The following is a 23,453-nucleotide window of genomic DNA, read 5'->3' as shown; positions in this document are numbered from 1 at the left end:
CGGGCGGCAGTCTGGCCTCCAGATCATCTGCCGGGGGTCTTTCGCCGGTTCCGGCCCGTCCGCGCAGACGGGCCGGAACCGGCGAACGGTCACACTCCGATGAAGCTCACCGTCTCCGTCATGTCCGCCCGCCCGGTACGCAGCCGCGGCACGCCTTCCTTCTCGAATCCCACCGCGACACCGCAGAACAGTGCGAGCCTGTCATCGGCTCCGACTATGTGGCTGACGGTCTTTCGGTACATCGTCCACATCACCTGGGGGCAGCTGTGCAACCCTTCCGCCCTCAGCAATAGCATGACCGTCTGCAAGTACATTCCCGCGTCCCCCCACTGGCCGGGCCCCATCGTCCGGTCGAGGTAGCAGAACAGCACGACCGGCGCCCCGAACGCCTCCGAGTTCAAGGCGGCGATCTTTGTGGGCCTGTCGGGGTCGTCGCGCTCGATTCCCAGCGCCTTGTACCGCTGGGCGGCCGCGGCGGAGAAGCGATCCAGATACGGCGAGGTCAGTTCGGCCGGGTACATCGGATACTCCCGCTCATCGCCCGGGTCTCCCGCCAGTGCCCGGGCCGTCGCGCGTTTCTTCAGTTCGGCCAAGGGCTCGCCGGTCACGACATACACATGCCACGGCTGGAGGTTCCCACTCGACGGAGTCCTCGTTGCCGCGGCCAGGACTCGTTCGAGTACCCCTTTGGGTACCGGCTCATCGCTGAACGCCCGCACGGCCCGGCGGCTGTCCACGGCTTCATACACATCCATGTCTTCTCGTCCTCTCGCTCAGCGACAACCACCTCTCTACCCCTTCAGCACGCACAAGGAGTTCTTGGTGGTGGGCGCAGTCTGCCGTGTGGATCGTCTGTCAGCGGGCGACTTCGAGGTTGGTCAGGACGAGCAGGACGAGCAGGGCGCGCAGGGCGCGCAGGAGCTCGGTGGCGCGGACGGGGGCGGTGCGGAGTTTGGTGAGAATCCGCCAGTTCTTCAGGTGGGCGAAGCCGTGTTCGACTGGGGCGCGTCCGGCCGCGAGGATACGATTGGCCACCTTCTGGCCAAGGGTGAGCTTGCGGGCGCGGGTGGCCTTGAAGCCGGTGACGACCACGGGGTCGTCGGGGTCGTCGTCCAGGCCAAGGAAGCCGGGGTCTGCCAGCGCACCGAGCCCGGCGTCGCGCAGGTGGTCGCGGCGGGCGGCGGTGATGTCGTGGGTGCGGCCGGGGCGGGCGGCCGAGATCCAGACCAGTCGGCCCTTCTCGTCGGTCAGGGCGAGGAAGCGCAGGCCGGGGCGGTGGTGCTTGCCGGAGTAGTTCGGGCGGTTGTCTTTGCCGGTACGGCGCTGGGTGGGGATGAGGGTGCCGTCGACCAGGACGACCTCGCCGCCCCGTTTGGCGATGTTCTTCAGAGCGCGGTCCAGCCGTGGGGCCTTCGCGGCCAGCAGGCCGATCAGCTCGTCGCGCCAGCGGCGGACGGTGGTGGCGGAGACGCCGTTGCCGCCGGCCATGTCGGCCAGGCGCTGGTCGTGCCGCAGAACGGCCAGGACGATCACCGCGATCCGGCCCGGCGGCAGGGCCCGCCAGCGTGAACCTATCGCCTTCAGATGGCGTCGCAGCAGGTCAGCGAGGTGGGTGACGGTGCTCGTGGACAGCGGCAGACGGCACTTGTAGACAAGGGGGACGGTGTCCCCGGTCGGCTCTTCGGTTTTGGTCACACAATCCCAACTGCCGTCGACGGCAACCTGGTTACGCCAGAACCAGACCTACGGCCAGGCGGCCGCCGCGGGTCACGGACGGGTGGAGCACCGGCCGTCGGGGAACTTGCGCAGCCAGCCGCGCTCGGCCAGCTTGGTCAGCTTCCCGCGCAGCGGCTCCAGCTTGCCCCGGATGCCGGTGTCCAGGCCGAGCACCTCGCCGACCTGCCGGACCATGACCGGGGCGCCCGCCTGCCGGACGACGGCGAGGATGCGCTGGTAGTCCGGCGGGAGCGCCGACTGGAACGGAGTCACGCCAGCCCCTCCCACCAGCCAACTTCAAGATGGCGCAGGCTCTCTGAAGGACTTCGCCGACAAGGTCGTCAAGGCGAAGTCCTACCATGACTTCCCCGCCGGGGCGAAGCGGACGGAGACCACCAGGGCTTCGTGATGTGCAGCCGCATGCGCATCTCGTCGCTGACCTGACCGGAGGTGCCCCGGCGGATCCGTCCGCCGGGGCACCTCGGCACAACCACCCGCCTCGCCCCGCCCACTGGCACGGACGTTCCGTGGCCGCGCATCCCCGGGGAATGGGAAGCCGGTCGTGCCGAACTTCCCGCGAGGGGCGTTCGGCGGGGCGCGACGGGTCCGTTCTCGGCCGCGTGACGGCCGACCAGCGAGCCCCCGCCGGCGGGGGAACGGAATCGTGTTGTGACGTGCGGGCCGACGCTGTAGACATGCCGCGATGACGATTTTTCATTGCGCCGTCTGCGGCGAGGCTCTCACGCCTGACCTTGAGCTCCTCCCGGCGGTTCCTGCCCGGCACGTGTTCGAGGGCGAGCTCGTCAACGGCTGGCGACAGGCCCCGCCCACCGTGCCCCGCGGCCACTACGCCGTCGATCCTGAGCCGCACGGACCGCCGTTCGTCCCGGCCGAGGACCAGGACGACTGCCCCGCCGCCTACCCCGGCGGCCCGTGCATCAGCGACTTCGACGGAATGGTCGTCGTCTCGGCCGGACCCCGGAACACCTTCGTCCTGCACCCCGAGGACGGGACCGGCATCACCGGGCACGCGACAACGAGCGGGCCACCCGGCTGCTGCGGAGCCCCCGGCGACGGCCCACCCAACCGCGCCTGCCGCTGCGGCGTCGTGGTCGGAGGTGAGATGTCGGACTGCTACACGCCCTACGAGCTCCACCTGCTGCCCGACGCCGTCCGCCTGGCCTCCAGCGCTCCGAACCGCTGACGCACACGGGCATACGGATTCCATGGGTGACTGGACGGCCGAGACAAGGCAGTCACGCGCACACAAGCTGTCGGCTCAGCGGCATAGGCCAGTTCCTTTTCCCCGCCCAGGAGTCGCTGCTACCGGGCGTCGAACTCGCCGGCGCGGACGGCGGTGACGAAGGCCCGCCAGGCGGGGGAGGGAAAGAGGAGGACGGGCCCATCGGGGTCCTTGGAGTCCCGGACGGGCTGCACATCGGTGAAGCCGTCGGCGACCTCGATGCAATCGCCGCCCTGGCCGCTGTAGCTGCTCTTGCGCCAGGTGGTGGGGTGGTTGCTCATCAACGCGGTTGCGTCCTGATCGGGCGGTGCCAACTGGCAGCCACCGTACGGTCGGCGTGAGAAGTCGGCGGGGTCGACTTCTCACGCGGGGTGCTTGGGGGCGGCGAGGCGGTGGCCGTCGTGGGAGCGGATGCGGACGGCGTAGACCTCGCTCATGTCGACGCCGACCTTGATCCCGGTCTCGTCGAAGATCTCGCGGCGCAGGCCGTCCTCGACGGTCTCGGTCAGCTCCAGCACCCCGCCCGGGGCTCCCCGGTCCCGTTGTCGGCCCGGCGGATCGCCAGCACGCGCCCGTCCGCGCGGACGACCGCCCCCGCGACGGATACGGAGTGCAGCGGTGTTGGGTTGGGCGACTCGGCATGGTTGCTCATGGGCAGCAGGAGGGCAGGGGTTTCGTCGTGGGCGGCGCCGCAGCCATCAGTGCGGGCCGGTGCGGATGTCGCGGCCCCGGGACCAGAGTTCCTCGATGTGCTCGGCGAAGCGGTCGAACATACCGTTCTCCTCGCTGCGCCGCAGGTGCATCAGTGGCGAGTCGTGGCCGACGGCGCGGGCGAGATGGGGTGTGACGAGGGCGTGCTCGTCGAATCGGAAGACAGAGAGGCCGACGTGGTTCGGGCCGTCGTCCGGAGCACTGAAGCGGGCCTCGACCCACTCGGAGCCGGAGAGTTTGGCCAGGTTCTCCAAGGTGACCCTGATCCTGGTGGACACCGTGAGGGCGACGTCCTCGATCTGCTCGCGCTGGCGCGTCGTGTCGGAGTCCGGATCCCCGAGGAGAAAGCGGACCCGGCAGCCGCCCTCGGCCTTGCGCCGAAGGGTCTGCAACAGGGCGGGCTGCTCCAGCCAGACGAAGTAGTTGGTGTAGCCGGCGAGGAACACGTCGGACCGGGCCTCGGCGATCAGCTGCGCCCAGACCGACTGCGGGCAGGCCGATCTGTACGGGTAGACGGCGAACACCTCCCGGTCGTGCCCGGTCTTGACGTTCGCCCGGACGGTGTTGGGCCAGATCACTCGTTCATCAACCCCTAAAGCCGCGCAGACATCGATGCGGTTCCGCTGATGCGGCACCAGCGATGCATCAGAGAGCCAGCGTTCCACTGTCTTAGGTGTAACACCGACCCGGGCAGCCAGTTGACGGGGGGATAGGTGCGCAGCGGTCATACCTTGCTGGAGCGCAGTGTTCAAGAGGAATCCTGAGACGTTTGGGCTTTCTTGGACGCTAGTGCCAAGACGTGGCAGTTGTCTTCGAGATGGAACACCTATAGGCCGTTTGGGTGCCGATGATTCTCGTGAAAGCCGCGTGAAGGGAGTCGTGCACATGGAATCAGACGCGATCAATGAAGTGAGTCCTGGGGGAGGCGGGGGCGTGGTTAGCCAAGCTGGCACCTCGCCCCGACTCCACGGCTACGGGGTCCGCTGGGACCCGGAGGGCCGGTGTTACCGGGTGCGGAACGAGACGACGGGGGAGTGGTTGCGTAGCGGCGCCTCGGGTGAGCTGGCTTCCTTCAGCTCGTTCACGGTCGCGTATCAGGCGTGGCGGGGGTTCGAGGTGCGGCGGCGGGTGGGGGCGTGATGGGGTCCATCCTCAACCGGGCCACCGCCGATCAGCGGCGGGATGCGGCCGACGTCGTCGACGACCTGACCACCGTCCTTGCCCTCGGCGGGGTGAAGTTGCCGTCGGTGGAAGTGGATTGGGAGCACGGGCGGATGACCGGGTGCTACCTGATCAGCCTGGGCTCGGCCCGTCCGTCCGAACTCCTCCGCGTCGTCGACCTGCTGCGCAAGGGTCTGCGTTACGAGCGCCTGACGTATGACGACTGATCTGGCCGCCCGCCTGCTCTGGTGGGCGTGTTTCGCCGCCGCTCTCCTCGCCGGGTTCAACTGGCGTGACAGCAACACCCGGGTGATCCGGAGACTGAGGTGATGCTCCCGGAGGGCCCGCTGCTGCACTTCAACCAGGTGCCGGAACCGAAGACGATCAAGAACAGGTTCCGCCTGTGCCTGCGTCCGAAGACCACGCCGCTGGTCTGCTCCGACCAGCACGGCGAGGCCAAGCCCGCGCCGGGCGTCTTCCGCGCCGGCTGCGCGGCCCTGGACCTGGCCCCGCACGAGGTCGCCCACGTCGGCGACAAGTACACCCTGGACGCCGAAGGCGCCCGCGACGCCGGGCTGCGCGCCTACTGGCTCGACCGCACCGCCTCCGGCCCCCCGGCCGCGGACGGCATCCGCGTCCTGCGCGGCCTCGACGCCCTGGCGGCGGACCTCGACACCCTCGACGACTGAACCGTGCGCGGGGCCCCGGCCGGGCTCGGCCGCCCCGCCCCCGCCGCTCCGCCCGCCCGTCTCTCCCCCCGCACCCGCAGGCCGCGCCGGGGAGACGGGCGGGGGAGACAGGCGGGGCCGAACTGCCCTGAAACGAGCGGGGGATGGGGTTAGGGTGAGGATATGGTTGCACACTACAAGGAAGAAGCGGCCACGGCTGACCAGGAATTCGTCAGCGCCCCCGCCCTGATCCTGCAGTCCCTCGCCGCCGACCCCGACCGGCACGCCCTCACCACCGCCGACGGCACCGAGATCACCGCCGGCGACTTCGCCGCCGCCACCTACCGCCTCGCCCACGAACTCCTCGCCCGCGGCGCGGCCCGCGGCGCCACCGTCACCCTGCTCACCGGCAACACCGCCGAGGCGCTGAGCGCCCGCTATGCGGCGGGCCTGGCGGGCGCGCGGGTGGTCAGCCTGTACGACGGCATGAGCGCCCCGGTCCTGGCCGAGATCGTGGCGAGCGTCGACACCGCCGTCCTGCTCGTCGACGCCGAACGCAACGCGGTGGCAGCCGAGTTGCTCCCGCTGGTCGACGTGCCCACCGTCCTCGCCCTGGGCCCGGGAGCGGCGGCGGCCGGCGAGGACGTGATCGCCGCCGCCGCCCACCACCCCGCCGAACCGCCCGCCGTCCGGGTCGGCCCGCACGACGACCTCGGCATCCGCCACACCGGCGGCACCACCGGCATCCCCAAGGGCGTCCTCAGCCAACACGGCCCCTACCGGCGGGTCTTCGACATCCCGTGGGGCGGCGGCGCGGACACCGGCGCGCCCCGCTTCCTCGCCGCCACCTCGCTCGCCCACCTCGCCGGGATCTACTCCGACCTGACGCTCCACCACGGCGGCACGGTGGTCCTCCAGCGCGCCTTCGACCCCGGCGCGGTGCTCGCCGCCGTCGAACGCGAACGCATCACCGACCTGTGGGTGCTGCCCCCGCTGCTCTACCAACTGCTCGACCACCCGGCGATCGGCCGCACCGACCTGTCCAGCCTGCGGCGCATCTCCTACGGCGGCTGCGCCGCCTCACCGACCCGGGTGCGCGAGGCGCTCAAGGTGTTCGGGCCGATCCTGGCGAGCGGCTACGGCATGTCGGAGGCACAGAACATCGCCATGCTCGCCCCGCACGAGCACGACCGCATCGGCCGCGGCGGCCAGGTCGCGGTCGGCCGCCCGCTGCCGGGCGTCGAGGTGGCGATCCGCTCCGCCGACGGCACCGAACTGCCGGCCGGCGAGCAGGGCGGGATCTTCGTGCGCTCGGCCACCCTGATGGCCGGGTACTGGAAGCGGCCCGACCTCACCGCCGAGGTCCTGCGCGACGGCTGGCTGGACACCGGCGACATCGGCTACCTCGACGAGGACGGCTACCTCTACCTGGCCGACCGCCTCAAGGACACGATCATCGTGGTCGGCGGGCACGTCTACCCCTCCGAGGTGGAGGACCTGCTCCTCACCCACCCCGCGATCGCCCAGTGCGCGGTCTTCGGCGTGCGCGACGCCCAGGAGGCCGAGCACGTCCACGTCGCCGTCGTCCCGGCGCCGGGGCGGCGGCCGCAGCTGGAGGACCTGCGCGCGTTCGTCACGGCGGGCAAGGGGCGCATCTACGCGCCGCAGGCCCTGCACCTCGTGGACGCGATCCCGCTGACGTCCGTCGGCAAGCCGGACAAGAAGCGGCTGCGCGAGCTGGCGGCGGGCTGAGGGCACCCCCCGGGGGGAACCGGACGGCGCGGGAAGTCGGCGGGGCCGACTTCCCGCGCGCGCCTGCGCCCGATGCCGTTCCCGCCCGGCCCCTTCCCGCGCAGCCCTGTTCCCGCCCCCGCCCCCGCGCCGGCCCTGCGTTCAGCGCCGGCCCAGGACCTCCGCGATGCGGATGAACCCGTCCTCGCCGTGGCCCAGCCCGATGGCGCGGCGGGCCATGCCCTCGGCCGCGCGCATCACGCCCGCGTCGATGCCGTGGCCCTCCGAGGTGTGGACGATGTGGGCCATGGACGACACCGCCGAGGTGAGCGGGTTGCCCTCGCCGGAGAAACCGCCGCCGTCCACTCCTTCCGCGAGCTGCTCGAAGAGCGGCGGCAGGATCGCGCCGATGCCCTGGGCGAACGGCGCCAGCTCCCGCGCGGTGACACCCTCCGCCCGCGCCACCGCCAGGGCGTGCGCATAACCCGCCATCGCGGTCCAGAAGACGTCCAGCAGCGCGATGTCGTAGGCCGCCGCCCGCCCGATCTCCTCCCCGAGGTGGGTGTGGGTGCCGCCCAGCGCGTCCAGCACCGGCCGGTGCTCCCGGTAGAGCTCCTGCGGGCCGCTGTGGATGAACACCGCGGCCGGCGTCCCGATGGTCGTGGTCGGCGTCATGATCGCGCCGTCCAGGTACCCGATGCCGTGCCCGGTCGCCCAGGCCGCGGTGGCCCGGGCCCGGGCCGGGGTGTCGGCGCTCAGGTTCACCACCGTGCGCCCCTTGAGCGCACCGGCGACCACGTCCGGCCGCAGCACGGCGTCGGCCGCGTCGTAGTCCACCACGCAGAGCACGGTCAGAGCGCTCGCGGCGACCGCCTCCTGGGCCGACCGGGCGCCGATCGCGCCCCGCTCGACCAGTTCGCGCTCCCTGCCCGGCGTCCGGTTCCAGACCGTGGTCCGCAGACCGGAATCCAGGAACGCCCCGGCCAGGGCCCGACCCATCGGACCCAGACCGAGCACGGTGACGGCAGACTGTCCGTCGTGAGGGGACATGAAACAACTCCCTTGAAATATCGGCATACAGTGACGAACGGGACGAGGATGACGCGCAGCCGTGCCCAGGAGACGAATGTCTGCGGAGTGACCGCCGCGATCGCCGTGATCGACGGCAAGTGGAAGACCGTTCTCCTGTGGCTGCTGGAGTCCGGTCCGCACCGCCCCGGCGAGCTGCGCCGGCTGCTGCCGGGCCTCAGCGAGAAGGTGCTGACCCAGGCGCTGCGCGAGATGGAGGCCGACGGGCTGGTGCACCGGGAGGTGCACGACGGGCTGCCGCTGAAAACGGTGTACTCCCTGACCGCGTTCGGCCGCGAGCTTTCGGAGGCGTTGGCCCCCGTCTCCGACTGGGGCCATCGCCGCCTGGAGAAGCTCGCCGAGGCCCGATCGGCCTCCTGATACCTCGACACCCCCGTCTCGCGTGGACCCGGCAGCCCCGCGACCGCCCACCACCAGGTTCGCCTCGCCCCCGCGCGCCGACAAGTACCCACTAAAAAGTGGCCACCGCCCGACTCGGGGCCGATCAGCCCGCAGCGCCGGGCCGACGTCCGCGCCGCCGCGCCGCCGCGCCGCCGCGACGGCGTTTGCCGCGGCGCCGCGGTGCGTGGTCGGATGGCGCCAGCATCGCGTGCCGGTGACGGACTGCGTCAGGCATGGAGGTGCGGAACCGAAGGGACCGCCCCCCGTGGCCTCCCATGACGGCGACCGTGCGGTCGCCCTGAGCGTTCAGCTCTCCCAAGCACACCAGGAACTGCGTCGCCGGATCGGCCGGATCAGGACGGGAATCGGACGACGCAGCCCGGACGACGACACACTGCGCACCCACTGCCTGGCCTTCTGCACCGCGTTGACGGCGCACCACCAGGGCGAGGACGAGGGCGCGTTCGCCCACCTCGTGCGCGAACGCCCCGAACTCGCCGGGACGGTCGCCAAGCTCGTCGAGGACCACGAGATGATCACCGCCATCCTGACCAGGGTCCGCGAACTCGCCGACCACGCGGCCGAGTCGCCCGGCGAGGGGCTGGAGGCGGTCGGGCGCGAACTCGACGGACTCGCGGCGATCCTGGAATCCCACTTCGCCTACGAGGAGCGGACGATCAGCGAGGCCCTCGACAGCGCAGTGCCCGACACCGGCTGGTCCGACAGGGTGTTCCGCTTCGGCTGACAGCACCCCTCCGGTGGACGGGCGGTGACGAACGCCCGCAGCCCGAACCCCGCAGTGCAACGGGTCAGCCCACGGCACCGAGGACCGGCGCCCAGACGGCACCGGTGAGTGCGGCCACCGCCTGCTGCTCGGAGAGCGGGGGAGTGGCGCGGGTCGGCTTCGGTTCGTCGGCGCCACTGCCGCCGCCGGTGCTGTTCCACTGCACCAGCTGAATCTGCGCGCCGGTCGACTTCAGGGTCACCGTCACCGTCCAGCGGTGGGCGGTGTCGGCACCGGCCGGGTGCTTGGCCGCGTTCCGCTCCGACATCACCACGGCCCCGCCGGGAATCGCGGCACTGCTCGGCAGCTCGCTCAACGTGCAGGTGTCACCTGCGGCACGCGCGGACTTCTTCTGGTCGCAGCTCAGCCCGTCGCCGTCCCTGAGCGGCAGCTTGAGCCGCAGCGCCGAGACGCCGACCGAGGCGAGGCCGTGCCCGTCGTCGACGACCACCGCACCGTTGGCGACGAGCCCGGCGGACGGATCCGAGGGGTTGTTGCTCTGCCCGTGCTCCTGGCTGAACCGGGCCCCGGGGAACATCATCTCCACGGCCTCGATCATCTGGGTGTCGGTGACCGCGGAACGCGGCATCGCCAGCGCCGCCGGCTCGATGTCGGATCCCGCGGAGCGGGTCCCGGCGAGCACGCCGGGGATCACCAGACCGGCCGCCACGATCACGGCGCAGGCGCCCCCGACCCCGGCGACGACGCCGGCGGTGCGCCGACGCCGACGGCTGCGCCCGCGCTCGACGGCCCCGCTCAGGAGCGTGGTGAGATCGGGTTCGAGGGAGTCGGTCGTGCGGTCCAGGGCATGGGCGAGGTCTGCTTCGAACGGCATGCCGGTGTCACCTTTTCTGTCGCTGATGGGAGGGTTGTGACGGATTCGACCCGCGGGCACGCTGTTCAGTGCGGAACCAGGTCGGACAGGCTGTCGCCGAGCAACGCCCGCACCCTGCCGAGTGCACGGGTGCCCTGGGAACGGACCGCACTGCTGCTCAGCCTGAGCATCCGGGCGGTCTCCTCGATACTGCGGTCCTCCCAGTAGCGCAGCAGGAGCACCGCCCGGTCGCGGGGCGGGAGTTGGCCGAGCGCGTCCAGCAGGGTGAGCCGCAGCGCGGTGTCCGGGCCGGACGCCGCACCGTCGGGCATGTTCGCGATGGGGCGCTCGCCGGTGCTCCGCCGACGCCGCAGACTGAGGAAGGTGCGGACCAGAACCGTCTGGGCGTAGGCCACCGGGTTGTCCGCACCGGCCACCCGGTTCCAGTGCACGTACACCCGGCTGAGGGTCTCCTGGACCAGGTCCTCGGCAAGATGCGAGTCGCCGGCCGCGAGGACGTACGCCGAGCGGTACAGCGCCTTCGCCCTCGTGGCCACGAACTCCAGGTACTCATCCTCCTGTGCTGATTTCACTCGGTTCCCGCCTGTTCCCTTGTGCTGTGATCCCCGTGCATACCCCTCATGACTACGTGAGGCGTCGGGATGTCGCGCGGACGGGACGCCTTCTCCTTCACCGGGCGGTGCGGAGGCGGCGGCGGGCGGCGGCGGGTGTCAGCCGAGGAAGTCGACGCGGTCGATCAGGCACCGGAGCCGGAGCCGCCGGAGCCGCCGGAGCCGTCGGAGGCCCGCGAACCGGGGAAGAGCCGGCCGAGGTGGTAGTGCAGGACCGCGGCCGCGTCCTGCGCCGTCCGCTGGCCGAGCAGGACGCTCAGGCCGAGGCCGGCGGAGGCCGCCAGCAGGACGACGGCCTCCTGACGGGCGTCCATGCGCGGATCGGTGTCCCCGGCCTGCTGGGCGGCGGTCAGCAGGCCGACCAGGAAGTCCTCCATCTCGTTGGGCGCCGAGAGGAACGACTGGCCGGCGAGTGCGGGGTCGGTGACGGAGAGCACCGCGTACTCGGTGTAGACGAGGTGGAAGGTCCGGCTCTCCTCGTCGGTCGGCACGGCTTCGAGCAGGACCGCCTCGATGATGTCGCGCGGAGCCGTCGAGGACCCGGCCGTCCTCACGCGGTCGCGGATCCGCTCGCCCATGCGGACGGCCAGGCGGGCCAGGGCGGCGAGCAGCAACTGCTCCTTGGTATCGAAGTAGTACTGCACGAGCCGTACCGAGACGCCCGCCTCGACCGCGACGGACCGCATGGTGACGGCGTGCAGCCCGCTGTCCGCGGCCGAGCGGAGCAGCGCGTCGATGATGTGGGCCCGCCGCTCCTCGTGATCCACCAGCTTCGGCATCGGGCTCCCTTCAAACGTTTTTATGGTACAAACATACCATCAAGTGCTGCTGTTTCGTGCATCTCGTGCACCGGGAGGGAACATGACCAGGACAGGCATCGGACACTTCGTCAGCGAGGAAGCCCGCGCGAAGTTCCTTGCGGCCTACGACCGGGCGATGGAGCTGTGGCCGAGCCCCCGTCGGGAACTCGACGTCGAAACCACCTACGGCACCGTCCACGTCCACCACTACGGACCCCGCAGCGGCGAACCGATCGTGCTGCTGCACGGCCACGCCGGACACCCGTCCAACTGGTACCCGCAGATCGCCGCCCTGGGCGAGCACCACCCGGTCTACGCGATCGACACCCTCGACGACCCCGGCCGCAGCGTCCAACGCGCCGTCGCCGCCGGCTCCACGGAGAACGCGGCCTGGCTCAGCGAGGTCTTCGCCGGCCTCGGACTGGAACGGATCCACCTGGTCGGCCTGTCCTACGGCGGCTGGCTGACCCTCAACCAGGCCGTCCACGCACCCGAGCGCCTCGCGTCGATCGCGCCGCTGGACCCCGGCGGGATCGAGGAGGTCCCCGCACGGTTCTACGCCCACATGATCGGCGGCCTGTTCGCCATGCTCGCCCCGCGGCGCCTGCGCCCCGCGCTGGGACGGCTGCTCGCCAACCCCGCCCTCAGCGCACCACCCGAGATGATCGCCCCCCTGATGCTGGGCATGCGGACCTACAAGCCGAACACCCGCCCCGCGGCCAGGCCGTTCACCGACGAGGAACTGAGCTCCATCCGGCTGCCCACCCTCGTCCTGGTGGGCAGCCGCAGCGCCCTGCTCCGGCCGCACCAGGTGCTGAAGAGGGTCACCGCGCTGATCCCGGGAGTCCGGGCCGAGATCGTGCAAGGAGCCGGCCACGGACTGAACCTGGAACGCCCCGACCTGGTCAATGAGCACCTGCTGCAGTTCATCACCGATCTGGTCGCCGACCCGGTCGCCGATCCGGCCGGCGACCCGCGACCTCGTCCGTCGCGCCCCCGCTGAGGTGGACGCTGCCCGGGGTCGGGGGTTACTGGGCGGGGATCGGGCCGAGGTAGGTGCCGCCGGAGGCGTCGATGGTCTGGCCGGTCACCCAGCGGCCCTGCGGGCCCGCGAGGAAGCCCACCACGTCCGCGACGTCCTCCGGTTCGCCGATCCGTCCGAGTGCGGTGATCGATTCGAGTTCGGCCAACGCCTCGGGGGTGGTGGAGAATCCGGCGGTCATGTCGGTGCGGATGACACCGGGGTTGACGGTGTTCACGGTGATCCCGCGTCGGCCGAGCTCGTTGGCGAGCGGTGCGCCGAGGGCCGTCAGTGCCGCCTTGGTGACGGTGTAGCCGATCTGGATGGGGAGGGCGATCCGGGTGGCGGCCGAGGCGATGTTGACGATCCGCCCGCCGTCCCGCAGCAGTGGCAGGGCCCGTTGGATCACGAAGAGCGGCGTGCGCACGTTGACGGTGAGCAGCCGTTCGAACTCCTCCTCGGTGAGCTGTCCGATCGAGCCGATCGAGTGGATGCCCGCGTTGTTGACCAGGATGTCCAGACTGCCGGCGCCGTGGTCCGCGCCGTGCTCCGCGAGTCCGGCGGTGAGGCCTTCGAACAGCCGGTCCACCGCGCCGCTCTCGCCGAACCCGGCCTGCACGGTGAAGGCCCGGCCGCCGGCCTTGGCGATCAGTGCCACGGTCTCCTCGGCGGCGGCCTGGTTGCTGCCGTAGTGCACCGCGACCAGCGCCCCGTCGGCGGCGAGCCGCAGGGCGACCGCGCGCCCGATCCCGCGCGAGCCGCCCGTCACCAGTGCGGTCCTGCTGTCCAGTTGTCCCACGATCGCCTCTTCCCTCGTGCCGCCCCGGCCGGAAGTCCGGGGCCGGTCTCCGGTTGTCGCGGCCCGGTGCCGGACATCCTCCATCCCTGCCCAGGGCCGGGCCGCTGATACCGCCCGGTCCCGGAACTACCCGTCCAGGCGGCCCCGGTCCGGGTCAGTGCCGCCGTCGTTGCCGGGGACGATCGGCAGGCCGAACGTCGACAGCGGCGGGTCGGGCGCGATGAACCGGCTGAGGTTGTCGGCCGAGACCCAGGCCCAGTGGGCGCCGCGGGTGAACATCGTCTGTTCGTAGGTGTCCACCGCCGAGGCCAGGTCGCCGTCGCCGTGCACGGCCGCCGCGATGGCGATGGCGAGTTCGGCAACCGGCCAGGACGTAGGCGGCCAGGCGCAGGCGGCCCTCCACCGGCTGCCACCGCGCGGTGGCAGCCGGCCGGGACGGTACCGCGAGTTCGGGTTCAGCGGCGGGCGTCGAACTCGCCGGTGCGGACGGCCGAGACGAAGGACTGCCAGGCGGCGGAGGGGAAGAGGAGGGCGGGGCCGTGGGGGTCCTTGGAGTCGCGCACGGGCATCACGTCGGTGAAGCCGTCGGCGACCTCGACGCATGTGCCGCCGCTGCCGCTGTGTGAGCTCTTTCGCCAACGGGCGTCAGTCAGGTCGACATCCATTCAAAGTCCCTCCGTACCGCACGGATCATGGCTACTGAGTCGGCCTGGCTCTGGGCCTCGACCACGAGTCGATCGTAGTCGTCGACCAGCGCAGCAATCGTTTCAGCATCTCGATCGATGTAGCCACGCTGCTCGGTCTCGCCGTAAGCGAGCATTTTGCGTCCGGGCATGGTAAGGAGGTGCACCAGGCGGGTGAATGGCCTGTCCTCGCCCAGCGAGTACGGGGCCACTTGAATGATGATGTTGGGCCGCTTGGCCAGCTGTTCGATATGGAGCAGCTGCTCGATCATGATGTCTCGGCCGCCAATTGGCCGCCTGAGACAGCTCTCGTCCATCACCACATGCAGAAGTGGTGGCGGTGCACGGTCGTAGATGTTCTGTCGGGCGAGCAGAAACTCGATTCGCTCCTGGGCCTGTTCTGGTGTGACGGTTCCTCGTCGGAGGTTGCCCTGCTCCCAAGCGGTCGCGTAAGGCCGGGTTTGCAGGAGCCCCGGGATGACGTTGAGCTCGAAGAGCTTGATCTTCTCCGCGCGAGACTCGTAGTTGGCGTACTCCGGAAAGCCCGGAACCAAGGCCGTGTGCCGGAGTTGCCAGGACATCAACTGCAGTGTGCCGCCGGTCTCCAGGACCGCATCGGCCTTGATGGCAAATTTCTCACTCGGCGGTCGCTGCGCAAGTTCGACGAACGAGACGTACGACGGGTCATGCCCGACCTTGCGCGCGAGCTGCGCCTGAGTGAGGCCCTTTGCCTCGCGTGACCTGCGGAGTTGGATCCCAAAGGGGCCCCAGTCGCCGCCGAGGCTGGGCGAGCGACAGTTCGCTCAGTGGCCGTTGCTGTTCCGATCTTGAGCAGTGTCGCTCGAACGGGAGTATCGATCTCGGATGACTGCGGTGGGTGCCGGGCCGAGACTCGTGATGGTCCCGAAGGAGGAATGTCGCCCCTACTCGGATCGCCGGCGCGCGAGATGGACGATGATGTCGGCAGCGATCTCGACTGTCTCGGGCAGGACCTGCGTGATCGCGTCATACGCCTGCTGTCGCCTCGATTGCGGCAGCTGGAGATACGCCGAGACGGTCGACAGGTAACCAATGTAGTCAGCAGACCTCATCGTCAAGCGCCGCTCGATGACGGACTGCTGAACGTCAAGGAACAGCTGAGACCGTTGCAGTTCCGTACCCGGCCACTGCATCTCCTCCTCCGGAGCAGTCCCGTCGGGAGAGGGAACCTCATCGCTTTCCAGGAACGGCGCCCGTGCAGCACGCACCGACTCCTCGACAGCTGGGTCAGCCAGCTGAACCGGGGCACCGCATGAGGCGAACACACCCTCCGGCTCAAGGAGCGCTGCCACCCTCGACCATCGACCCTCCGGGCGTGTCCAATGCAGGGCAGACGCCGCATAGACCAACCCGTAGGGTTCACGTGGCCGCAGGTCCTCGAACGCGGCCCGCACGGTCGTCACGTTCGCAGGCACCGTCTTGTTCAGCTCGGCAAGCATGGCAGCGTCGGGCTCCAACGCCGTGACCATGACCCCGTGCCCCGCGAACAGGCGGGTTGCTTTGCCTGTCCCTGCACCGATCTCCAAGGCCGTCCGAACCGGCCGGCCCGCATACGTCATCACCAAGTCGAAGAGCTCTTCGGGATATCCCGGCCGGAACCTTTCGTAGGCTTCCGCGATCGCGCCGAAGCTCAGTGCACGAGCAGACATGTCGAGCATCTTGGCACGTCCGGGACGGACACCGCTTGGCAATACTCGGTGACCCTTGGTGGCGGCGCTTGGAGCCTGGCTGGTCTTCGAGGACGAGGCCGGGGTCTCGATGACGCCGCCAAGTGCCCGCACCTGGGGGCGCCGCGGTCCCACCTCATAGACGGCTGCCTGGCCGAGACCGGACTGATCACCGCCCCACCCTGACCACCGTGCTCTCCGCCTCAACCAGAGCTCGAGGAAAAGCGCGAGCGGACCCCGTTCCGGCGGTCGGCATCCTCGTGGAACGGGGTCCATTGCTGCCGCGCCTACAGTGCGGCGAGGTGGTCGACCAGGTCATCGAGACCGAGCGAGCCGAGGGAGAGCGCCTTCATGTGCCAGGCCCTGAGGTCGAACGCTGCGCCCAGTCGGCGGCGGGCGGCTTCGCGCCCCTTCAGCCAGGCGCGCTCACCGAGCTTGTAGCCGATGGCCTGACCGGGACAGCCGAGGTAACGGACGATCTCGCTGCTGCGCAGTTCGGTGGGGCTGCCGTTGTAGGTGGCCATGAACTCCGTGGCAAGGTCCGGGGTCCAGCGCTCGCCGGGGTGGAAGCCCGTGTCGGCGGGGATGGCCAGGCCCAGGTGCATGCCGATGTCGATGATCACCCGGATGGTGCGCAGCATCTGCTCGTCGAGGAAGCCGAGGCGGTGGGCGGGGTCGGTGAGGAAGCCCAGGTCGTCCATGAGGCGTTCGGCGTACAGGGCCCAGCCTTCGGTGTTGGCGCTGACCATGCCCAGCGTGGTCTGGTAGCGGCTCAGCCGGTTGGCGAGGGCGACCCACTGGGCGAGTTGCAGGTGGTGGCCGGGGACGCCCTCGTGGTACCAGGTGGTGACGAGCTGCCAGGTCGGGAACGCGTTCCGGCCGAGAGTCGGCAGGTACGTGCGCCCGGGTCGACTGAAGTCCAGGCTGGGGCCGGAGTGGTACGGGGCCGCAGCGCTTCCGGCCGGGGCGATCCGGGACTCCACCTTTCGCACCGGTCCGGAGATGTCGAAGTGGGTGCCGTCGAGGGCCTCGATCGCCTCGTCCATGATCTCCTGCAACCAGTCGCGGATCCCCTCCTCGCCCTTGACCGTGTGGCCGTGCCGCTCAAGGTGGTCCATGGTGTCGAGGACGCCGGCCCCGGGCAGCACGCGTTCAGCCTCAGCCCGCATTTCGGCGGCCGTGCGGTGAAACTCGCTCCAGGCCCAGGTGTAGGCCTCGTCCAGGTCTAGCTCGGCGCCGGTGTGGTGACGCACGGCGAGCCGGTACCGATCCCGTCCGACGGCGTCCGGGGTGTCGGCAGTGGCGGGGGCGTAGATGTCGCGAAGCCAGTTGCGGAACTCGGCGACGGCGGCGGTGGCCTGACAGGCGGCCGTCAGGACTGTGGGGCGGCGAAGGCGGTGATGTCCGCCAGCGGCGGCCGGTAGCCGTCGGTGGTGTCCACGCACAGGCGCGGCACGGGCAGGGACAGCGGGGTGAAGTCGTCCAGCAGGTTGCCCGCTCCGGGCGGGGCCGCGAGCAGGTCCCGGTCGGCGTGGGCGCTTCGGCGGCCGTCCGCTGCCAGGCGGGTCCGGAGTCGTTCGCGGGCCACCGCCGGGTCCACCTGGCAGCGCACGATGCGCAGTTCGGTGTGCGCGGCGAGCGGTGCCAGGCCGGGGCGCCACAGCCGGTCCTGGAACGCGGCCTCGGCGATCACGCTCACCCCTGCGCGCACCAGCACTCCCAGGACGTCGAAGAACGCCGCGCGCACCACCTCGTTCGGGTTCCCGGCGCAGGTGCCCGCGTGGACCAGGCCCTCCTTCAGCTCGTCCCGGCACACCGCCGGGCAGCCGACCGCCTGCGCCAGCGCGTGTGCCAGCGTCGTCTTCCCGCTGCCCGGCCCGCCGCTCACCACGATCAGCACCGCTCGTCCCCTTTCCGGCGCGGCCGGTGCGTGCCGGCCCTCGTCCCCATTCTCGGCGGGAAGGGCCGGGAAGGGGCGGCGCCCCGGCCCGGGCGTCAGGCGAGGGTGTGGTGGAGGCGGTCGGCCAGGGTGGGGTAGGGGCGGCAGTCCAGGACGGGCAGGTGGTGGGTGCGGGCCTGGTCGGCGAGCCAGGTCGAGTAGCGGGCGCTGACGGCGGCGCGGCGCTCCTGCGGGCCGCAATCCGGTTCCCGCCGGCCGTAGTTGGCGCTGATCCGGGCCGGGTCGCCCTCGTGCAGGAACACCGCGCGCACGCGGCGGCCCCGCCCGGCGGCCTCGGCGGCGATGCGGGCGGCGGCGGCCGGGGTGAGGTAGTCGCCTTCGACGATCGCGGGCACGTCGACGGTGAGGCGGTTGCGGACGACGCCGAGCAGGGCCGGTTCCAGGGCGCGGGCGGTGGCGATCTGCAGCTCCAGGACGCGGTCGGCGGGCAGCGCGTCGGGGTCGGGCAGGGCGTCGAAGTGGTGCAGGCCGGGGTGGCCCTCGGCGGTGGTGGCGGCGTGGAGGGCGGCGACGACGTCGTCGAACTCGACCACGAACGCGCCGCTGCACCGGGCGAGGTGGGCGGCGGCGCGGCTCTTGCCGATGCCGGAGGCCCCGCCGAGCAGCAGGACGTCCCAGGCGGGCGCGCCGCCGTCCCCGCAGCCGCCGTCCCCGCCGCCTGCGGTGCTGCCCCTGCCGTCGCTGTCGTTGCTGTGCATCCGGGCACGGTACCCGCCTGTCCGGGCGGGGCGGTAAGCGGTTTCGGGTGCGGGTGGGCTCTGAGGGGTGAGGGAGGTGTGCACCTCCCCGGCCTGGCCCCCGGCGCCCGACAGCCGGCCCCGGCCCGGTCCCGTCCGTCACCCGCGTCCGCTTGCCGCCGGCGTGGCGCGGGTGACGGGAAGCGGGGCGGGTCAGTCGGCGTCCCGCAGCGGGCGGCGCACTGCCCAGGGCAGGACGAACCACAGCCCGGCGAAGATCAGCGCGACCACGCAGGTGATCGCCACGGCCGTGCCGCCCCCGAGGACGACGTCCAGCACCAGCAGGACGGCGCCGGTGAGCGCGCCGGCGAGCAGCAGCAGGCCGAGTTGGGCGATGTGGACGGAGACCTTGACGATCCGCGCCTTGCCGGGGTGGCGGAACAGCCCGCGGTGCAGCGCCACCGGGGTGGCGAACACGGCCGAGGAGATGACGGCCAGCAGCAGGGTGGTGACGTAGATGTCCTGCTGGCCGTCGGTGAGTTCGGCGAAGCGCGGGGTGAAGGCGACCCCGAGCAGGAACGCGAACACGATCTGCACGCCGGTCTGCAGCACCCGCAGCTCCTGCAGCAGCTCCACCAGCCGCCGGTCGGCCCGGGCTCCCGGGCTCTCCGGTCCGAACGCCGCCGGGGCGGCGGGCTGCGACTGCGGCTCGGGTTCGGGCCGGGGTTCGGGCTGGGACGGCTGCGGGGTGCTGGTCATGGGTCACATTCTGCGGGCCCGCCGCGCGGTCAGCCGTCCGCGGCGCCCGGCCGGGTGCCGTCCAGGCGCTGCTGCCAGGTGGTGAGGAGGGACCGCAGGGCGGCGGACTCCTCGGGGGAGAGCAGGGCGAGCAGGCGGTGCTCGTTGCGCACGTGCGCGGTGAACGCCTCGTCGATCAGCCGTAGGCCGGCGTCGGTGAGGGCGACGACGCGCCCGCGCCGGTCGTCCTCGGCGTGGCGGCGGGTGACCAGTCCGGCGCGTTCGAGGCGGTCGATCCGCTTGGTCATCGCGCCGGTGGTGACCATGGTGTGGGCGGCGAGTTCGCCGGGCGCCCGCTCGTAGGGGGCGCCGGCGCGGCGCAGCGCGGCCAGGACGTCGAACTCGCCCTCGCTGAGGCCGTAGCGGGCGTAGACCAGGGTGAGTTCGCCGGTCAGGCGGGCGGCGAGGCGGTGCAGGCGCCCGATGACGGCCAGCGGGGAGACGTCGAGGTCGGGGCGTTCGCGCCGCCACGCGGCCTGGATCAGCGCCACGTGGTCGGCGTCCGGGCCCGGCTGGGTGCCCACCTGGGCGTGCTGGTGCTGGTGGTGCTCCATGGCGGCCATCCTACCGCCACTACCTTCCCGGGAAGGTATATTGCCTTCCATGGAAGCCAATCTGCGGTGGGTCCTGCTGACCGCGGTCGCACCGCTCGCCTGGGGTGCCAACTACTACGTCACCCACGCCTACCTGCCCGCCGACCGCCCCCTGTGGGGCGCGGCCCTGCGGGCCCTGCCGGCCGGACTGCTCCTGCTGGCCCTGGCCCGCCGCCGCCCGCACGGACCCTGGTGGTGGCGCAGCGCCCTGCTCGGACTGCTCAACACCGCGGTGTTCTTCGTCCTGCTCTACCTCGCCTCCCAACGGCTGCCCACCAGCACCGCCGCCACCGTCATGGCCGCCTCCCCACTGGCGATGCTGCTCACCGCCTGGGCACTGGCCGGCCAGCACCCGCAGCGCGCCCACCTGGCCGGCGCGGTGGTCGGCCTGGGCGGGGTGGCGCTGACCCTGCTCGGCGCCGGCGGCGCGGTCGACGGGGCGGGGCTGGCGGCGTCGGTGGCGGCCATGCTGGTCTCCTGCGTCGGGTACGTGCTGGCCGCCCGCTGGCGCGACGGCGCGGACCCGCTGGCCGCCACGTCCTGGCAACTGACCGCCGGCGGCCTGATGCTGCTGCCCGTCGCCGCCGTCGTGGAGGGCGCGCCCCCGGCGATGGACGCCCGCACGCTGCCGGCCTTCGGCTACGTCACGCTGGTGGCCACCGCGCTCGCCTTCGCCCTCTGGTTCGCGGGCCTGCGCCACCTGCCGGCCGGCACGGTCGGCCTGCTCGGCCTGCTCAACCCGCTCGCCGGCGTCCTGCTGGGCGTCGCGCTCGCGGGGGAGGGGCTCGGCGCGCGCCGACTGTGCGGACTGGCCCTGGTCCTGGCCGGCGTCCTCCTGGGCCGCCCCCGCACCCGGCCGCCCGCACCCGCCGCAGGACCGACGGGCCGCGGCCGGAGCCCGGCGGTGCCGTCGGGACGACGGCCGACGAGTTAGCCGGCCCGGCCCTCACGCGACGGCCCCCGCCAAGGGCGGGCGCGGCACCGAAAACCCGGTGCCGCGCCCGCCCCGGCTTCCCTACACTCGCCACGCAGATGCGCGCCGCCGCCCCGAGGGCCCCGGCGCGCTCCCGTGACGACAAGGCGAGAGGGAGGGACCGGCCGTGCCGAAGCGCAGCGCCGCCGCCGTCTCCCCCGCGTCGCGGTACGAGGTGATCCTGGTGTCCCCGGCCCTCCGGTGCCCGCTGCGCGGCCGGCACCGGGGGACCGCCGCGACCGTCTGACCGCATGGAAATCGCCACAACGGCCTTTCGTGACACCCCATCTGACGATCCGTCGGCACAATCGCGCGCCCGCCCACCCCTGACCCACGGGTCACTTCGAAAGGCACCGGGCCATGCGCACCGACACCACCGACACCACCGCCACCATCGCCGCCGTCCGCAACCTCGGCATCCTCGCCCACGTCGACGCCGGCAAGACCACCGTCACCGAGCGGATCCTCTACCTGACCGGCACCACCCACAAGCGCGGCGAGGTCCACGACGGCACCACCGTCACCGACTTCGACCCGCAGGAACGCGACCGCGGCATCACCATCTTCGCCGCCGCCGTCAGCTGTGCCTGGGACGGACACCGGATCAACCTCATCGACACCCCCGGCCACGTCGACTTCGCCGACGAGGTCGAACGCTCGCTGCGCGTCCTGGACGGCGCCGTGGCGGTGTTCGACGCAGTGGCCGGCGTCGAACCGCAGAGCGAGTCGGTCTGGCGCCAGGCCGCACGCCACGGCGTGCCCAGGATCGCGTTCGTCAACAAACTCGACCGCGCCGGCGCCGACCTGGACACCGCACTCGCCTCCATCCGCGAGCGCCTGCACCCGCTCCCGCTGGCCGTCCAACTGCCGATCGGCGCCGAGGACGCCTTCACCGGCGTCGTCGACCTGCTCCACCTGCGCGCGCTCACCTGGCCGGACGGACAGACGGACATGCGGCAGGGCCCGGTGCCCGCGCACCTCGCAGACGAGGCGACAGCCCGGCGCCGCACCCTGGAGGAGAAAGTCGCCGAACTGCACCCCGGCGCCCTGGAGGAGTTCTGCTCCCACGGAACGCTCAGCGCCGCCACCCTGACCGCCGCCCTGCGCGACCTCACCCGCACCGGCGAGGCCGTCGTGGTGCTGTGCGGCTCCGCCTACCGCAACCGCGGCATCGAACCGCTCCTGGACGCCGTCACCGCCTACCTGCCCTCCCCGCTGGACGTCCCACCCGTCCGCGGCGCCCGCACCACCACCGACACCACCGAGGAACAGCGCGCCCCCGACCCCCAACAGCCCTTCACCGCCCTGGCGTTCAAGGTCAACGCCGCCCCCACCGGCCGCCTCACCTACCTGCGCGTCTACGCCGGCACCCTGCACCGGGGGGACACCGTGCTGGACACCACCACCGGACGCACCGAACGCGTCGCCCGCATCCTGCGCGTGATGGCCGACCGCCACACCGAGACCGACCACGCCCTGGCCGGGGACATCGTCGCCGTGATCGGCCCCAAGGCCGCCCGCGTCGGCGCCACCCTGTGCACACCCACCCGCCCGATCCTCCTGGAGGCCCCCGTGAGCGCCGAACCGGTGGTCACCGTCGCCGTCGAGGCCCGCCACACCGCCGACACCGACAAACTCGCCACCGCCCTGGCCCGCCTGGCCGAGGAGGACCCCTCGCTGCGCCTGCGCACCGACCCCGAGACCGGCCAGCGCACCCTCTCCGGCCTGGGCGAACTGCACCTGGAGGTCGCGGTGGAGAAGATCCGCCGCGACAACGGGATCGACACCGTGGTCGGCCGCCCCCAGGTCGCCCTGCGCGAGCGCCTGGTCGAGGGCGTGTCCGGCTTCGTCTACCGGCACGCCAAACAGGACGGCGGTGCCGGCCAGTTCGCCCACCTCGTCCTCGACGTCCGGCCCATCCAGCCCGACCGGCCCATCCAGCCCGACCAGCCCGACCGATCAGCCCACCCCGCCCAACACGACACCACCGAAGGGGACTTCGTGTTCACCTCCACCGTCACCGGCGGACGGGTCCCACGCGAGTACGTGCACGCCGTCGAGGCCGGCTGCCGCGACGCCCTCACCGAGGGCCCGCTCACCGGCCACCCCGTCACCGGAGTCGCCGTCACCCTCACCGACGGGGCGACCCACCCCAAGGACTCCTCCGAACTCGCCTTCCGCACCGCCGCCCGCCTGGCCCTACGCGAGGCCCTGCGCACCGGACGGCTGCACCTGCTGGAACCGCTCGCCCAGGTGAACGCCACCGTCCCCGAGGACGCGCTCGGCACCGTACTCGGCGACCTCGCCGCCCGCCGCGGCCACGTCCAGGCCACCACGACGGCCGGCACCGGCACCGCGCAGGTCACCGCGCTGGTACCGCTGGTCGAACTCTTCGGCTACGCCACCCGGCTGCGCAGCCGCACCCAGGGCCGCGGCACCTTCACCACCCGTCCGGCCGGCTACGCCCCCGCACCGACCGCGTGAGCACCAGCCCGCCCCCCGCCACCCCGGCC

At 71.9% G+C, this 23,453-nt stretch carries 27 protein-coding genes and 4 pseudogenes; 10 read left to right on the top strand and 21 right to left on the bottom strand.

From position 1 onward, the window contains the following. Nucleotides 1-89: 89 nt before the first annotated feature. The 3 genes from ACIO5E_RS16235 to ACIO5E_RS16225 form a co-directional block, all read right to left on the bottom strand. Nucleotides 90-755, bottom strand: a complete 666-nt coding sequence (locus ACIO5E_RS16235) for a nitroreductase (RefSeq protein WP_400667796.1) — start codon at nucleotides 753-755, stop codon at nucleotides 90-92. Between the two features lie 100 nt (nucleotides 756-855). Next, nucleotides 856-1,695, bottom strand: coding sequence for a transposase family protein (locus tag ACIO5E_RS16230; protein WP_400667794.1), 840 nt, complete (start codon nucleotides 1,693-1,695; stop codon nucleotides 856-858). Nucleotides 1,696-1,767: 72 nt separating this feature from the next. Beyond that, entirely contained in the window at nucleotides 1,768-1,989 is a 222-nt protein-coding gene (locus ACIO5E_RS16225) for a hypothetical protein (RefSeq protein ID WP_400667792.1), read from the bottom strand. A 430-nt stretch (nucleotides 1,990-2,419) separates the two neighbouring features. On the opposite strand from ACIO5E_RS16225, the gene ACIO5E_RS16220 reads away from it, so the two are divergent. Further along, entirely contained in the window at nucleotides 2,420-2,920 is a 501-nt protein-coding gene (locus tag ACIO5E_RS16220) for a hypothetical protein (protein WP_400667790.1), read from the top strand. 119 nt (nucleotides 2,921-3,039) lie between these two features. Here the strand turns inward: ACIO5E_RS16220 and ACIO5E_RS16215 are convergent, their stop codons facing one another. From ACIO5E_RS16215 to ACIO5E_RS16205, 3 genes and pseudogenes are all read right to left on the bottom strand, one after another. After that, nucleotides 3,040-3,240: a DUF397 domain-containing protein gene (locus tag ACIO5E_RS16215; protein WP_400667788.1), complete on the bottom strand. Its 201-nt coding sequence runs from the start codon at nucleotides 3,238-3,240 to the stop codon at nucleotides 3,040-3,042. A 156-nt stretch (nucleotides 3,241-3,396) separates the two neighbouring features. Continuing rightward, a pseudogene (locus ACIO5E_RS16210) lies at nucleotides 3,397-3,611 on the bottom strand (NUDIX domain-containing protein); the annotation flags it as partial. Nucleotides 3,612-3,657: 46 nt separating this feature from the next. Next, on the bottom strand, nucleotides 3,658-4,248 hold the full coding sequence (locus ACIO5E_RS16205) for a DUF5919 domain-containing protein (RefSeq protein WP_400667786.1): 591 nt from the start codon (nucleotides 4,246-4,248) through the stop codon (nucleotides 3,658-3,660). A gap of 561 nt (nucleotides 4,249-4,809) precedes the next feature. On the opposite strand from ACIO5E_RS16205, the gene ACIO5E_RS16200 reads away from it, so the two are divergent. From ACIO5E_RS16200 to ACIO5E_RS16185, 4 genes and pseudogenes are all read left to right on the top strand, one after another. Next, entirely contained in the window at nucleotides 4,810-5,058 is a 249-nt protein-coding gene (locus tag ACIO5E_RS16200; protein WP_280677675.1) for a hypothetical protein, read from the top strand. A 78-nt stretch (nucleotides 5,059-5,136) separates the two neighbouring features. Next, nucleotides 5,137-5,256, top strand: a pseudogene (locus tag ACIO5E_RS16195) (VOC family protein); the annotation flags it as partial. Further along, nucleotides 5,233-5,520, top strand: coding sequence for an HAD-IA family hydrolase (locus ACIO5E_RS16190; protein WP_400667950.1), 288 nt, complete (start codon nucleotides 5,233-5,235; stop codon nucleotides 5,518-5,520). The pseudogene ACIO5E_RS16195 and the gene ACIO5E_RS16190, both read left to right, overlap by 24 nt. Before the next feature lie 162 nt (nucleotides 5,521-5,682). Then, nucleotides 5,683-7,251, top strand: a complete 1,569-nt coding sequence (locus ACIO5E_RS16185; RefSeq protein ID WP_400667784.1) for an AMP-binding protein — start codon at nucleotides 5,683-5,685, stop codon at nucleotides 7,249-7,251. 141 nt (nucleotides 7,252-7,392) lie between these two features. Here the strand turns inward: ACIO5E_RS16185 and ACIO5E_RS16180 are convergent, their stop codons facing one another. Further along, nucleotides 7,393-8,280, bottom strand: a complete 888-nt coding sequence (locus tag ACIO5E_RS16180) for an NAD(P)-dependent oxidoreductase (RefSeq protein ID WP_400667782.1) — start codon at nucleotides 8,278-8,280, stop codon at nucleotides 7,393-7,395. Between the two features lie 48 nt (nucleotides 8,281-8,328). Between ACIO5E_RS16180 and ACIO5E_RS16175 the strand changes: the two genes are divergently transcribed. Together ACIO5E_RS16175 and ACIO5E_RS16170 are read left to right on the top strand one after the other, a co-directional pair. After that, entirely contained in the window at nucleotides 8,329-8,679 is a 351-nt protein-coding gene (locus ACIO5E_RS16175) for a winged helix-turn-helix transcriptional regulator (protein WP_400667780.1), read from the top strand. 286 nt (nucleotides 8,680-8,965) lie between these two features. Continuing rightward, nucleotides 8,966-9,445 (top strand): hemerythrin domain-containing protein, encoded by a 480-nt coding sequence (locus ACIO5E_RS16170; RefSeq protein WP_400667778.1) that lies wholly within the window; start codon nucleotides 8,966-8,968, stop codon nucleotides 9,443-9,445. Nucleotides 9,446-9,509: 64 nt separating this feature from the next. Here ACIO5E_RS16170 and ACIO5E_RS16165 read toward each other — a convergent pair whose 3' ends face one another. From ACIO5E_RS16165 to ACIO5E_RS16155, 3 genes are all read right to left on the bottom strand, one after another. Beyond that, nucleotides 9,510-10,319, bottom strand: a complete 810-nt coding sequence (locus tag ACIO5E_RS16165) for a hypothetical protein (protein WP_400667776.1) — start codon at nucleotides 10,317-10,319, stop codon at nucleotides 9,510-9,512. A gap of 65 nt (nucleotides 10,320-10,384) precedes the next feature. Further along, on the bottom strand, nucleotides 10,385-10,891 hold the full coding sequence (locus ACIO5E_RS16160) for a SigE family RNA polymerase sigma factor (protein ID WP_400667774.1): 507 nt from the start codon (nucleotides 10,889-10,891) through the stop codon (nucleotides 10,385-10,387). Nucleotides 10,892-11,055: 164 nt separating this feature from the next. Then, entirely contained in the window at nucleotides 11,056-11,709 is a 654-nt protein-coding gene (locus ACIO5E_RS16155; RefSeq protein WP_400667772.1) for a TetR/AcrR family transcriptional regulator, read from the bottom strand. An 82-nt stretch (nucleotides 11,710-11,791) separates the two neighbouring features. On the opposite strand from ACIO5E_RS16155, the gene ACIO5E_RS16150 reads away from it, so the two are divergent. After that, nucleotides 11,792-12,733 carry an alpha/beta fold hydrolase gene (locus ACIO5E_RS16150; protein WP_400667770.1) on the top strand — a complete coding sequence of 314 codons (942 nt, stop codon included), beginning with the start codon at nucleotides 11,792-11,794 and terminating at the stop codon, nucleotides 12,731-12,733. A gap of 25 nt (nucleotides 12,734-12,758) precedes the next feature. On the opposite strand, the gene ACIO5E_RS16145 is transcribed toward ACIO5E_RS16150, so the two are convergent. From ACIO5E_RS16145 to ACIO5E_RS16095, 11 genes and pseudogenes are all read right to left on the bottom strand, one after another. After that, nucleotides 12,759-13,550: an SDR family oxidoreductase gene (locus ACIO5E_RS16145; RefSeq protein ID WP_400667768.1), complete on the bottom strand. Its 792-nt coding sequence runs from the start codon at nucleotides 13,548-13,550 to the stop codon at nucleotides 12,759-12,761. 126 nt (nucleotides 13,551-13,676) lie between these two features. Then, nucleotides 13,677-13,880: a hypothetical protein gene (locus ACIO5E_RS16140; protein WP_400667767.1), complete on the bottom strand. Its 204-nt coding sequence runs from the start codon at nucleotides 13,878-13,880 to the stop codon at nucleotides 13,677-13,679. A gap of 125 nt (nucleotides 13,881-14,005) precedes the next feature. Next, nucleotides 14,006-14,215, bottom strand: coding sequence for a DUF397 domain-containing protein (locus tag ACIO5E_RS16135; RefSeq protein ID WP_400667766.1), 210 nt, complete (start codon nucleotides 14,213-14,215; stop codon nucleotides 14,006-14,008). Further along, nucleotides 14,200-14,814 (bottom strand): DUF5753 domain-containing protein, encoded by a 615-nt coding sequence (locus ACIO5E_RS16130; protein WP_400667765.1) that lies wholly within the window; start codon nucleotides 14,812-14,814, stop codon nucleotides 14,200-14,202. Before ACIO5E_RS16130 ends, ACIO5E_RS16135 begins: the two co-directional genes overlap by 16 nt. An 18-nt stretch (nucleotides 14,815-14,832) precedes the next feature. After that, a pseudogene (locus ACIO5E_RS16125) lies at nucleotides 14,833-14,988 on the bottom strand (helix-turn-helix domain-containing protein); the annotation flags it as partial. Nucleotides 14,989-15,156: 168 nt separating this feature from the next. Next, nucleotides 15,157-15,930 carry a class I SAM-dependent methyltransferase gene (locus ACIO5E_RS16120; protein ID WP_400667764.1) on the bottom strand — a complete coding sequence of 258 codons (774 nt, stop codon included), beginning with the start codon at nucleotides 15,928-15,930 and terminating at the stop codon, nucleotides 15,157-15,159. 296 nt (nucleotides 15,931-16,226) lie between these two features. Next, nucleotides 16,227-17,351 (bottom strand): annotated as a pseudogene (locus tag ACIO5E_RS16115) (DUF885 domain-containing protein); the annotation flags it as partial. Continuing rightward, on the bottom strand, nucleotides 17,312-17,938 hold the full coding sequence (locus ACIO5E_RS16110; RefSeq protein ID WP_400667948.1) for an AAA family ATPase: 627 nt from the start codon (nucleotides 17,936-17,938) through the stop codon (nucleotides 17,312-17,314). The pseudogene ACIO5E_RS16115 and the gene ACIO5E_RS16110, both read right to left, overlap by 40 nt. Further along, the gene (locus ACIO5E_RS16105; RefSeq protein ID WP_400667763.1) at nucleotides 17,935-18,597 is read right to left on the bottom strand and encodes an AAA family ATPase; all 663 of its coding nucleotides are present in this window, start codon (nucleotides 18,595-18,597) and stop codon (nucleotides 17,935-17,937) included. Before ACIO5E_RS16105 ends, ACIO5E_RS16110 begins: the two co-directional genes overlap by 4 nt. A gap of 192 nt (nucleotides 18,598-18,789) precedes the next feature. Continuing rightward, complete coding sequence (locus ACIO5E_RS16100; RefSeq protein WP_400667761.1) at nucleotides 18,790-19,335, bottom strand: DUF6328 family protein; 546 nt, start codon at nucleotides 19,333-19,335, stop codon at nucleotides 18,790-18,792. 29 nt (nucleotides 19,336-19,364) lie between these two features. Next, nucleotides 19,365-19,928, bottom strand: coding sequence for a MarR family winged helix-turn-helix transcriptional regulator (locus ACIO5E_RS16095; RefSeq protein ID WP_400667759.1), 564 nt, complete (start codon nucleotides 19,926-19,928; stop codon nucleotides 19,365-19,367). 49 nt (nucleotides 19,929-19,977) lie between these two features. Here ACIO5E_RS16095 and ACIO5E_RS16090 point away from each other — a divergent pair, with 49 nt between their 5' ends. Both ACIO5E_RS16090 and fusA read left to right on the top strand, forming a co-directional pair. Continuing rightward, nucleotides 19,978-20,901: a DMT family transporter gene (locus ACIO5E_RS16090; RefSeq protein ID WP_400667757.1), complete on the top strand. Its 924-nt coding sequence runs from the start codon at nucleotides 19,978-19,980 to the stop codon at nucleotides 20,899-20,901. A gap of 399 nt (nucleotides 20,902-21,300) precedes the next feature. Further along, on the top strand, nucleotides 21,301-23,424 hold the full coding sequence (fusA, locus tag ACIO5E_RS16085; RefSeq protein ID WP_400667755.1) for an elongation factor G: 2,124 nt from the start codon (nucleotides 21,301-21,303) through the stop codon (nucleotides 23,422-23,424). Nucleotides 23,425-23,453 lie beyond the last annotated feature (29 nt).

The sequence above is a fragment of the Kitasatospora sp. NPDC087314 genome, assembly GCF_044744365.1.
Lineage (GTDB): Bacteria > Actinomycetota > Actinomycetes > Streptomycetales > Streptomycetaceae > Kitasatospora.
The sequence above is the reverse complement of the archived record's forward strand: the minus strand, read 5'-3'. Positions and strand labels throughout refer to the sequence as shown.

What these genes read in the sequence shown, in the direction of transcription:
- ACIO5E_RS16155 (WP_400667772.1), bottom strand. Translation starts at nt 11,709, where the DNA reads ATGCCGAAGCTGGTGGATCACGAGGAGCGGCGGGCCCACATCATCGAC.
- ACIO5E_RS16235 (WP_400667796.1), bottom strand. Translation starts at nt 755, where the DNA reads ATGGATGTGTATGAAGCCGTGGACAGCCGCCGGGCCGTGCGGGCGTTC.
- ACIO5E_RS16215 (WP_400667788.1), bottom strand. Translation starts at nt 3,240, where the DNA reads ATGAGCAACCACCCCACCACCTGGCGCAAGAGCAGCTACAGCGGCCAG.
- ACIO5E_RS16180 (WP_400667782.1), bottom strand. Translation starts at nt 8,280, where the DNA reads ATGTCCCCTCACGACGGACAGTCTGCCGTCACCGTGCTCGGTCTGGGT.
- ACIO5E_RS16150 (WP_400667770.1), top strand. Translation starts at nt 11,792, where the DNA reads ATGACCAGGACAGGCATCGGACACTTCGTCAGCGAGGAAGCCCGCGCG.
- ACIO5E_RS16175 (WP_400667780.1), top strand. Translation starts at nt 8,329, where the DNA reads ATGACGCGCAGCCGTGCCCAGGAGACGAATGTCTGCGGAGTGACCGCC.
- ACIO5E_RS16100 (WP_400667761.1), bottom strand. Translation starts at nt 19,335, where the DNA reads ATGACCAGCACCCCGCAGCCGTCCCAGCCCGAACCCCGGCCCGAACCC.
- ACIO5E_RS16130 (WP_400667765.1), bottom strand. Translation starts at nt 14,814, where the DNA reads ATGTCCTGGCAACTCCGGCACACGGCCTTGGTTCCGGGCTTTCCGGAG.
- ACIO5E_RS16220 (WP_400667790.1), top strand. Translation starts at nt 2,420, where the DNA reads ATGACGATTTTTCATTGCGCCGTCTGCGGCGAGGCTCTCACGCCTGAC.
- ACIO5E_RS16095 (WP_400667759.1), bottom strand. Translation starts at nt 19,928, where the DNA reads ATGGAGCACCACCAGCACCAGCACGCCCAGGTGGGCACCCAGCCGGGC.
- ACIO5E_RS16200 (WP_280677675.1), top strand. Translation starts at nt 4,810, where the DNA reads ATGGGGTCCATCCTCAACCGGGCCACCGCCGATCAGCGGCGGGATGCG.
- ACIO5E_RS16165 (WP_400667776.1), bottom strand. Translation starts at nt 10,319, where the DNA reads ATGCCGTTCGAAGCAGACCTCGCCCATGCCCTGGACCGCACGACCGAC.
- ACIO5E_RS16105 (WP_400667763.1), bottom strand. Translation starts at nt 18,597, where the DNA reads ATGCACAGCAACGACAGCGACGGCAGGGGCAGCACCGCAGGCGGCGGG.
- ACIO5E_RS16120 (WP_400667764.1), bottom strand. Translation starts at nt 15,930, where the DNA reads ATGCTCGACATGTCTGCTCGTGCACTGAGCTTCGGCGCGATCGCGGAA.
- ACIO5E_RS16185 (WP_400667784.1), top strand. Translation starts at nt 5,683, where the DNA reads ATGGTTGCACACTACAAGGAAGAAGCGGCCACGGCTGACCAGGAATTC.
- ACIO5E_RS16090 (WP_400667757.1), top strand. Translation starts at nt 19,978, where the DNA reads ATGGAAGCCAATCTGCGGTGGGTCCTGCTGACCGCGGTCGCACCGCTC.
- fusA (WP_400667755.1), top strand. Translation starts at nt 21,301, where the DNA reads ATGCGCACCGACACCACCGACACCACCGCCACCATCGCCGCCGTCCGC.
- ACIO5E_RS16135 (WP_400667766.1), bottom strand. Translation starts at nt 14,215, where the DNA reads ATGGATGTCGACCTGACTGACGCCCGTTGGCGAAAGAGCTCACACAGC.